The 10,044-nt window shown below is 56.9% G+C and carries 8 protein-coding genes; 3 read left to right on the forward strand and 5 right to left on the reverse strand.

All coding sequences use genetic code 11. From position 1 onward, the window contains the following. Positions 1-38 precede the first annotated feature (38 nt). Positions 39-1,175 carry a tRNA guanosine(34) transglycosylase Tgt gene (gene tgt / locus AACS24_RS11455; RefSeq protein ID WP_041207406.1) on the reverse strand — a complete coding sequence of 379 codons (1,137 nt, stop codon included), beginning with the start codon at positions 1,173-1,175 and terminating at the stop codon, positions 39-41. A 71-nt stretch (positions 1,176-1,246) separates the two neighbouring features. Then, positions 1,247-2,299 (reverse strand): tRNA preQ1(34) S-adenosylmethionine ribosyltransferase-isomerase QueA, encoded by a 1,053-nt coding sequence (queA, locus tag AACS24_RS11460; RefSeq protein ID WP_108570754.1) that lies wholly within the window; start codon positions 2,297-2,299, stop codon positions 1,247-1,249. Positions 2,300-2,529: 230 nt separating this feature from the next. Here queA and AACS24_RS11465 point away from each other — a divergent pair, with 230 nt between their 5' ends. The 3 genes from AACS24_RS11465 (at position 2,530) to ahpF (ending at position 6,081) form a co-directional block, all read left to right on the forward strand. Beyond that, positions 2,530-2,976 (forward strand): CBS domain-containing protein, encoded by a 447-nt coding sequence (locus AACS24_RS11465; RefSeq protein WP_033114483.1) that lies wholly within the window; start codon positions 2,530-2,532, stop codon positions 2,974-2,976. An 815-nt stretch (positions 2,977-3,791) separates the two neighbouring features. Next, positions 3,792-4,358 carry an alkyl hydroperoxide reductase subunit C gene (ahpC, locus tag AACS24_RS11470; RefSeq protein WP_005299724.1) on the forward strand — a complete coding sequence of 189 codons (567 nt, stop codon included), beginning with the start codon at positions 3,792-3,794 and terminating at the stop codon, positions 4,356-4,358. Positions 4,359-4,500: 142 nt separating this feature from the next. Further along, positions 4,501-6,081, forward strand: coding sequence for an alkyl hydroperoxide reductase subunit F (gene ahpF / locus AACS24_RS11475; protein WP_108570755.1), 1,581 nt, complete (start codon positions 4,501-4,503; stop codon positions 6,079-6,081). Between the two features lie 136 nt (positions 6,082-6,217). Here ahpF and AACS24_RS11480 read toward each other — a convergent pair whose 3' ends face one another. The 3 genes from AACS24_RS11480 to AACS24_RS11490 form a co-directional block, all read right to left on the reverse strand. Beyond that, on the reverse strand, positions 6,218-6,934 hold the full coding sequence (locus tag AACS24_RS11480) for an SIMPL domain-containing protein (RefSeq protein WP_181364157.1): 717 nt from the start codon (positions 6,932-6,934) through the stop codon (positions 6,218-6,220). Between the two features lie 56 nt (positions 6,935-6,990). Next, positions 6,991-7,551, reverse strand: a complete 561-nt coding sequence (locus tag AACS24_RS11485) for a hypothetical protein (RefSeq protein WP_108570757.1) — start codon at positions 7,549-7,551, stop codon at positions 6,991-6,993. A gap of 86 nt (positions 7,552-7,637) precedes the next feature. Beyond that, positions 7,638-10,044 (reverse strand): DUF5801 repeats-in-toxin domain-containing protein (locus AACS24_RS11490; protein ID WP_146181416.1); only part of this gene is annotated, 2,407 nt, incomplete at its 5' end.

Genomic DNA, 10,044 nt, shown 5'->3' on the forward strand with positions numbered 1-10,044 from the left:
TATTGATGTAGATTTGAAAACTAGCTTATAAATTATTGTTATTTAACGTCATTTACAGCTAACGGAGGCACGGGCTTCCCTTGCCGACGGTAAAACTCTGTTACAAAGTCGTCTAATTTACCCTGCTCGATCGCGTCCCGCAAACCCTGCATAACACGCTGGTAGTAACGCAGGTTATGAATAGTATTCAGACGGGCACCGAGGATCTCGTTGCACTTGTCCAGATGGTGCAGATAGCTGCGGGTGTAGTTCTTGCAGGTGTAGCAATCGCAGTCGGCATCCAGGGTGCTGGTGTCGTTGCGGTACTTCGCATTGCGGATCTTGACCACGCCATCGGTGGTAAAGAGATGACCGTTGCGGGCGTTGCGGGTCGGCATCACGCAGTCGAACATGTCAATACCGCGGCGAACCCCTTCCACCAGATCTTCCGGCTTGCCGACACCCATCAGGTAGCGCGGCTTGTCGGCCGGGATTTTCGGGCAGACGTGCTCAAGAATGCGGTGCATGTCCTCTTTGGGCTCACCCACTGCCAGACCACCAACTGCATAACCGTCAAAGCCGATCTCCAGCAGACCTTCCAGCGATACGTCACGCAGCGGCTCGTAGACGGAGCCCTGGATGATGCCGAACAGGGCGTTCTTGTTGCCAAGAGCATCGAACTTGTCGCGGGAGCGCTTGGCCCAACGCAGGGACATCTCCATCGACTTGCGCGCTTCTTCGTAAGTGGCCGGATACGGGGTGCACTCGTCGAAGATCATCACGATGTCGGAGCCCAGATCGTACTGGATCTCCATGGACTTCTCGGGGTCGAGGAAGATCTTCTCGCCATTGATGGGGTGACGGAAGTGGACGCCTGCTTCGGTGATCTTGCGGATGTCGCCCAGGCTGAATACCTGGAAACCACCGGAGTCAGTCAGGATCGGGCCCTGCCAGTTCATGAAGTCATGCAGATCGCCGTGGGCGCGCATCACTTCCTGACCCGGACGCAGCCAGAGGTGGAAGGTGTTGCCAAGCAGGATCTGGGCACCGGTCTCACGCACCTCTTCCGGGGTCATCCCCTTGACGGTGCCGTAGGTACCGACCGGCATAAAGGCCGGAGTCTGCACGGTGCCACGCTCGAATACCAGCTGACCGCGACGGGCACGACCGTCGGTAGTTTTCAGTTCAAATTTCATTGCTACCTCGATTCAGTCAGAGAAACAGTCTGACAATTAAAGGCCATTCGGCCCGCTATAGAAGGCGAAGCTTATGCCTCGCCCCGGCGACGGGTGACGAACATGGCGTCCCCGTAGCTGAAGAAACGGTACTGCCCGGCCACGGCGGCCTGATAGGCGGTCATCACGTTATCATACCCGGCGAAGGCGCTGACCAACATGATCAGGGTCGACTCCGGCAGGTGGAAGTTGGTCACCATGGCATCGACAATCTGGAACTGGTAGCCCGGGAAGATGAAGATGTCGGTATCGCCAAAAAAGGGCGCCAGCGGCTTGCCCTGCGCCAGAGTCACTCTGGCGGCACTCTCCAGCGAACGGACCGAGGTGGTGCCAACGGCAATCACCCGACCGCCGCGTGCACGGGTTGCGGCAATGGCATCGACCACCTCTTGTGGCACTTCGGCATACTCGGAGTGCATATGGTGGTCTTCAATCTTCTCCACCCGCACCGGCTGGAAGGTCCCCGCCCCTACATGCAGGGTGACAAAGGCAGTTTCAACCCCTTTGGCCCGAATTTTCTCAAGCAGCGGCTCGTCAAAGTGCAGACCGGCGGTCGGCGCGGCGACGGCGCCCGGCTTCTGGTTGTAGACCGTCTGGTAGCGCTCCTTGTCGGCATCCTCGTCGGGACGGTCGATATAAGGGGGCAGCGGCATGTGACCGATCGCCTCCAGGATCTCCAGCACCGGGCGGGAGTCGAGGAAATGGATCTCGAACAGGGCATCGTGGCGGGCGCGCATTTCAGCTTCCACGCCACCATCCATGATCATCCGGGTGCCCGGCTTGGGCGCCTTGGAGGCCCGCACATGAGCCAGCACGCTGTGCTCGTCCAGAATGCGCTCGACCAGTACCTCCAGCTTGCCTCCGCTGGCCTTCTGGCCAAACATGCGGGCCGGAATGACGCGGGTGTTGTTGAATACCAGCAGGTCGCCCGGGTTGAGCTGGTCCAGCACATCGACAAATTGACCGTGGCGCAGGGCGCCGGTTTGACCGTCGAGCTGCAACAAACGGCTGGCGGTACGCTCCGCCATCGGATAGCGGGCAATCAGCTCGTCTGGCAGATCAAAATGAAAATCGGATACTTGCATCTTTCACCTCGGGGGGAATCGGCGGCTAGTCTAGTTATCCCCATCTTCCAAGGCAACCCAAAAGACCAAAAACCCAAGAGAGACAAGGGGTAGCGGGCAATTTTGTGACCACTAACCGGTTAATGACTCTTTAATGTTTTGTATTGACCCTGATCATGTTTTGCCATCCATGGCTGGGCTAGGGTGGAGACAGGCGGAGAAGAAAAACCAATGCAATCAGGAGGCCTACCATGATGACCATATCCGAAATCATGACGGAACATCCCTTTACCCTGAGGCCGGAGAACAGCGTCAAACAGGCGATGGATCTGATGCAGCAGGAGCGGATCCGCCACATTCCCATCGTCGATGAGCACCACCATCTGCAGGGGCTGGTCACCCTCACCGACATCCTGGCCACCCGCGAGTCCAAGCTGCTGCTGATAAGCCCGGAGCGAGAGGCGGAATTTACCGACAGCGTCCACCTTGACGAGATCATGACCCGCCAGGTTGCGAGCGTGGATCCCCATGCCGGCATCAAGGAGGCAGCCCTCTACCTGCAGCGCCACCGGTATGGCTGTCTGCCGGTGCTCAAGGGACGCAAGCTCATCGGCATCGTCACCGAATCGGACTTCATCTCGGTGGCCATCAACCTGCTGGAATTGATGGAGGAGCAGGAGCCCCCAACCGATTTTTGACACAACAACATGTAATTAAATTACAGAAAAAGCGTTTTCAGCAGTAAAAAAGAGCAAAAAAGGTGAAAGTGTTTCATTTTGATTGAAAAATTACACCAATTGCTTGCCATGTGATCTCCATCACACTATTATCCCCCTCATGCAATAGTTGCCGAGGGGGAGATGAAGGAGTGTGCACCCATCCTCTTCCTCTCATATGTCTGCAAGTTTGCACACCCCGTAGTTAGTCTTTGCTGTAAAGCATTTGTTTATATAGCCATTCCTTGTTTGATGACCCGGCTTTATCGTTGCGATAGCGCCGGGATTTTTTTATCTGCGCGAAACGCGCAGCCCGCTTGCGCCAGAACGGGTCGGCTTCTGCTTTATCCCCCCCCACCTCCCCTCTTGCTGCTTGTTTGGCTCTCCTTTGCTCCCGATACAGCTGACCGCTCGATACCCCAGATCGGGCGATACCCTCATCTGCTTCCGTCGAGCACACCCCATCTATTTTTGCCAGGCATCGGGAAGGTATAAATTAAAATCGGGTCATTCTCGCCAAACCCATAAATTTGATTTATAGCGACCGATTTGGTCCGCAACCCCCTCTTTGACGGCAGCAACCGGGCTTGCGAGGGGGATGCCCGACTGTTGCTACCAGCGGCACCGACGATAAGCCACCGCGTATAAATCCAATATACCGATTAAAGCGATTCAATTTTGTGGCTTTAATCGATTAGAACATCCTCCTATGATGACTCCATCGAAAGTTAAACGCCTCGTCCGGCACGACTCTGCAAACCCAGACAGGCATATGTACATCACCAAGGAGCAAATCCATGTCTACCTACATCAACACTGAAATCAAGCCGTTCAACGCTACCGCCTACCACAATGGCAAATTCGTTCAGGTGTCTGACGCTGACCTGAAAGGCAAGTGGTCCGTGGTGTTCTTCTACCCGGCTGACTTCACCTTCGTCTGCCCGACCGAGCTGGGTGACCTGGCTGACAACTACGCCGAATTCCAGAAGCTGGGCGTAGAGATCTACGCCGTCTCCACCGACACCCACTTCACCCACAAGGCGTGGCACGACACTTCTGACACCATCCAGAAGATCCAGTACCCGATGATCGGTGACCCGACCGGCACCATCACCCGCAACTTCGGCGTGATGATCGAAGAAGCCGGTCTGGCTGACCGCGGTACCTTCGTCATCGACCCGCAGGGCATCATCCAGATCGTCGAGATCAACGCTGGCGGCATCGGCCGTGACGCACTGGAGCTGCTGCGCAAGGTCAAGGCTGCCCAGTACGTTGCCGCCCACCCGGGTGAAGTGTGCCCGGCCAAGTGGAAAGAAGGCGACGCCACCCTGGCCCCGTCCCTGGATCTGGTAGGCAAAATCTAAGCCTCTCCGCTCTGAAGACCGGCCCGTTCAAGGGCCGGTTTTGTTTACGGACCTCAGAAAACGCGCCGGTCTGCTTTATAGACCTCCATTTTCTGTATCCAGTCACAGTGCCGACCCGCATTCAGCCAGAAGGAATTCGACCATGTTAGATACCAACCTCAAACAACAACTCAACGGTTACTTGCAGTACATCGTCAATCCCATCGAGATCAGCGTGTCCGGCAATGACAGCGACAAATCCGCTGAACTGCTGGCTCTGGCCAGCGAGATCGCCGGGATGTCACCCAAGATTTCCCTGACCGATGGCACTGCCGCCCGCAAGCCTTCCATGAGCGTCGCGCCGCAGGGCCAGGCCCCGCGCGTTCATTTTGCCGGCATCCCCATGGGTCATGAATTTACCTCGCTGGTGCTTGCCCTGCTGCAAAGCGGCGGTCACCCCTCCAAGGCCGATGCGGCGGTGCAGGAGCAGATCCGCAATCTCAAGGGCGAGTTCCACTTCGAGACTTACATTTCGCTCTCCTGCCACAACTGCCCGGACGTGGTACAGGCGCTGAACCTGATGGCCACCCTGAACCCCGGCATCACCCACACCATGATCGACGGAGCCCTGTTCCAGGACGAGGTCAACGAGCGCCAGATCATGGCGGTACCGAACGTCTACCTGAACGGTCAGCCGTTCAGCCAGGGCCGTATCTCGCTGGAAGAGATAGTCGCCAAGCTCGACACCGGCGCCGCAGAGCGCAAAGCTGAGGAGCTCAACGAAAAAGCACCTTACGACGTGCTGGTCGTCGGTGGTGGGCCGGCTGGTGCAGCCGCCGCCATCTATGCCGCTCGCAAAGGCATTCGCACCGCCATCGTCGCCGAGCGTTTCGGTGGCCAGGTGATGGACACCGTCGGCATCGAGAACTTCATCTCCGTGCCCTATACCGAAGGCCCCAAACTGGCCGCGAGCCTGGAGCAGCACGTCAAGCAGTACGGCGTGGAAGTGATCACCGAGCAGCGTGCTGCCGCCATCAGCAAAGATGGATATGTGAACGTGGATCTCGCCTCTGGCGCCACCTTGAAAAGCCGCTCGGTCATTCTCGCCACCGGCGCCCGCTGGCGTGATCTGAACGTGCCGGGAGAGCTTGAGTACCGCACCAAGGGCGTGGCCTACTGCCCGCACTGTGACGGCCCCTTCTTCAAGGGCAAGCGGGTTGCGGTGATCGGGGGCGGTAACTCCGGTATCGAGGCTGCCATCGATCTGGCTGGCATTGTCGAACACGTCACCGTGGTGGAGTTCGCCGACACTCTGCGCGCCGACGAGGTACTGCAGAAGAAAGCCCGCTCAATGGCCAACATCGACATCATCATGAGTGCCCGCACCACCGAAGTGATCGGTGACGGCAGCAAGGTGGTGGGCATGGATTACGAAGATCGCACCACCGGCGAGATCAAGCATCTGGCGGTGGCGGGTATCTTCGTCCAGATTGGTCTGGTGCCGAACACCGAGTTCCTTAAAGGGAGCGAGGTGGCCCTGACTCGCTTTGGCGAGATCGAGATTGACGCCAAGGGCGCCACTTCCCTGCCCGGCGTCTACGCCGCAGGGGATGCCACCACAGTGCCGTTCAAGCAGATCATCATCTCCATGGGCGCCGGGGCGACCGCCGCGCTGGGAGCGTTTGATTACCTCATTCGCAACCCGGCTCCTGAAGCGACCAAGGCTGATGCCGTCACCGCCTGATAAACCCAGCGCAACAAAAAGCCGACGCTCGATTAAGTAAACACGAACGTCGGCTTTTTTATATCTGCATCGATGCGCAATAAAAACCCCGCAGCGAATGGCGGGGTTGTTCATGACTGGACTTAAACGACGGGCATCACTCCAGCAAGAAAACAGCCTCGATATTATCACTTACCGTGATCTGCTGTTGTTGATAGCTGTTGTCCGCCATATCCGCCGCAGGAGCAGCCATCGCCATGGCCTGCACCACCTTCAGGTTGCGGCTGTAGGCGGTAATGGGCGAAGCATTGCGGTACTCCACACTGTAGACCTTGCCAAGCTTCATCCCAAACGCCTTGGCCAGAGATTCAGCTTTGGTTTTGGCATCCTCAACGGCATTCAAACGGGCCTGCTCCTTGATGACCTGCGGCGACTTCAGCCCGTACTCAATCTGGGATACGGACTCCAGCCCGGCTTTGAGGGCGGTATCCATCAGGGGGCTCAATTTATCCAGCTGATAGAGTTTGACCGCCAATTGCCGTTGGGCACGGTATCCCAGCAATACCGGCTTCTTGTTCTCGCCATACTGATATTCCGGAGAAACCATCAGGTTGCCAGCCTCAACATCGCTGCGCTTGATCCCCAACCCTTCCAGTTGGCTGAAAAAGGCTGCGACCTTGGTATCGACCTGCTGCTTGGCCTTGAGGCCCTGCTTATCCAGTGCACTCACCGCCACATTGAGGGTAAGCATATCGGGTTCGGTCTTCTGCTCGGCGTAACCGCTCACCACCATATGGGGCGCTTGCGGAACTTCAATCGCCAGCAGCGGAGCACTGACAACCAGAGCGGAAAAAGTAAGAAGGGGACGCCACATAGAAAAAAGCCTCAATCAACAAGATTGAGGCCATTATGCCCGCAGCAAAGGGAGATTCATATATCGTGCAGTGGCGGGATCTGATCCAGCACCTGATTGGTCAAATCGAGGCTGATGGTGACAACCGGGGCGGACTCATGATCTCCCCCTGCAGATACTGGTGTGTTGCTAACCTGCGCAACCAGCACCTCGTCATCGAAGTGGAACGAATCCCACGACAAAATATGTCCTTGTGGCTGGGAGTGAACCTCTGTCGGTACACTCTCCTCCATTGCCACAGACCAGGGGATAGTCTCGGAGTGACCCAGCAGATCCTGCAGCTGTGGGGAGTAGAGACTGGCCAGCGAGTACTCCTGCTGACCGAGATCATGCCCTACCAGAATGACGCCATGAGACTCTTCAGCATCCATTGCCGGGGTATAGGTGATTGATGCCGCGGCAAAATCGACACTGAGCGAGCCAGCTACATCACCGGCGTCGTTCTCGATCTCCACGCCATCCAGCTGATCCCCCGCGATCGATGCCTGATAGCCAAACTGGCCTGCGCAGGTAATGGTTCCCTGCCCATCCCAGCTATAACGGATACCATCAATGTCGACCCAGTTGAATGACTGCATGACGCCCCTCTCCTCTACTGCTGCTATCTTATCCATCCCTCAGGGGAAAAAACAGGGGCCAGCGAGAAGCTGGCCCCGGGACCTCATCAGGGATCAACCTTCAGATTGCCCTGATTCAACAGGTCTTCAATGATGGTCTGGTCATTGCGTGTTCCTCCCAGTGTCAGGTCGATGTTGTCAAACTGGATGACGTGGGTCGTACTGCCACTGCCCGAGCCATCCAGATCGATGGTGAGTGTAGACTTGCCACTTCCCGGGCCCGTGGTGAAGGTGAGATAAGCATCGAGCGAAATCTTGTTGGCATGTTCGCCGCTGAGTAACTCACTGATATCCAGCACATCGCCGCCAGTTCCGGTGGTGAAGTCCTTGATCACATCGGTGCCACCCACATCTCCAGCGCCCCACTTGAAGGTATCGCTGCCCGAGCCGCCGGTCAGCGTATCGCCGCCACTGCCACCAACCAGAATATCATTACCCACACCACCATTCAGGGTGTCCTTGCCACCATTGCCAAACAGGATATCGTTACCACCATTGCCGTTCAGCGTCTCGTCGCCAGAACCACCAATCAGGATCTCGTCGAGGTAGCCCCCCGTGAGGGTGGTTCCACTCTGTTCATCGACATAGACCTTGCCGGTATCGGCGGTCGTACTGTTGGTGTAGGCGAACGATCCGTCATACGAGCTAGGCGTTGCGCTGCCCGAACCGTCATCGAACGAGACGAACCCGGTGTTGTCAGTCACCGTGCCGCCAACGGAATTGGAGACACCACTGATCGCCTGGGTGCCAACAAGTGGCCCGGAGTCATTGGCAAGCAGAGCCCAATCCGGAATGGAGACAGGATCCTGATTGGTGATGACAAAGTCGTCACGCACCACCATGGGGGCAACAGCAGGATTGATGGTTATCGCCAAAGTACTCGATGCAGTATCACCATCGTAGTCGCTCACACTGTAACCAAATACCTGATTGATCCCGCCGGCAGGAATGGTTGACGGCGGGGTATAGGTATACATGCCGTTATCCATGTCCACCTTGAGAACCCCTCCTGCCACGGCAATCGACCACTCGTTGGTAGCAGTATCGAATGTCCCGACAGAGGTTCCTCCGGTAACGCTCACACTGTCGCTCTTCTGGTTGTAGTGATAGGTCACGCCAGCCACCGTAATGGATTCCAGCCAGCCACCATCTGCACCGACACTCGCGGTCAACCCACCATTAAGCAGTTGCCCGGAAAGCGGCTGGGCCACTACGGTACTGACCAAGGTCGATGCCAACTGACTGAAATCAGTCACCATAATCGACGATGTATTGGTTGCCGTTACACCGTTATAGGCGATCGGATCCAGCTGTGACGACGTTGTCCCTGACCCCATTCCCAGAGCAAAAGAGTTGATGCTGTTGACTCTAAGAAAATCCGTCCAGTCCTTCTCATTGGCAGTGCTGATCCCGGAACCATCGCCGAAGCTATTGGAACCATCGGGAACAGTCGCCGAGTTGCTGACCGTCGAATAGTTGGGTGCCCCATCCGACATGAAGTAGGAGACGTTCTGCGCTCCTGCCAGCTTACCGCCAGCGCCAAAGGCATTGATGGCATCATTGAGCGCATCATCATAGTTCGTCGAATTGGTCGGTGACAGGCCCAGAATAATTGCTTTGGCCGCATCCACAGTGACCCAAGTACCTGTCGGATTGGCCGCTGCAGTACTGAACGTCACGATGTTAACCATGACATTGCCACTGGCATCGTATCGGTCGAGCAGCTCCAGCGCCGATTTCTGCATTACCTCCATCCGGGTCATCCCCTGATAGCCGGATGCATTACCCATACTGCCGGAGATATCGAGGATCAACATCAGGTTGGTATTTTGCCCCTGTGTAGCCTGACCCGAATTGGTTGCTGCCGAGGCACTCGGGCCATCGTCTTTGAAGCTGATGGCACTGCCCAAGTCCACGCTGGCACTCTGGCTGTCCCCATCCTTGTCGGTGATGGTTCCGACCAGTTTCACCAGGTTGGCTGACAGCAGGCTGCTCTCCTGATCCGAGCCGCTGTTCGGGGTGTGTTCGATGGCGCGCATTTGATCCAGTGTCACTACCCCGCTGTTGCTGACCGTCAAGGTAAAGGCCACACTGCCGCTGCTGTTACCGACCCGGCCGACCACATTGCCACTCTCCAGATAGAGCAGGATGTTCTGGCCGGTTGCGGTGTCGTTGAGCCCGCTATCCACACCGCTGGCACTGACGTTCAGGCTGTAAACCAGGGTACCGGCTCCATCGGCGCCATAGCTGCTGGTGAACAGGCTGGCATAGCTGGTGCTGGCATTGAGTGACAGGTTGCTTTCGTCCACTTGCAAACTGTCGTTGGCCACACTGCCGGCACTGATACTCGGGCCATCGTCCCTGAAGCTGATGGCACTGCCCAAGTCCACGCTGGCACTCTGGCTGTCCCCATCCTTGTCGGTGATGGTTCCGACCAGTTTCACCAGGTTGGCT

Origin of the sequence: Aeromonas sp. HMWF016 (assembly GCF_963878195.1) — a bacterium.
Classification (GTDB): domain Bacteria; phylum Pseudomonadota; class Gammaproteobacteria; order Enterobacterales; family Aeromonadaceae; genus Aeromonas; species Aeromonas lacus.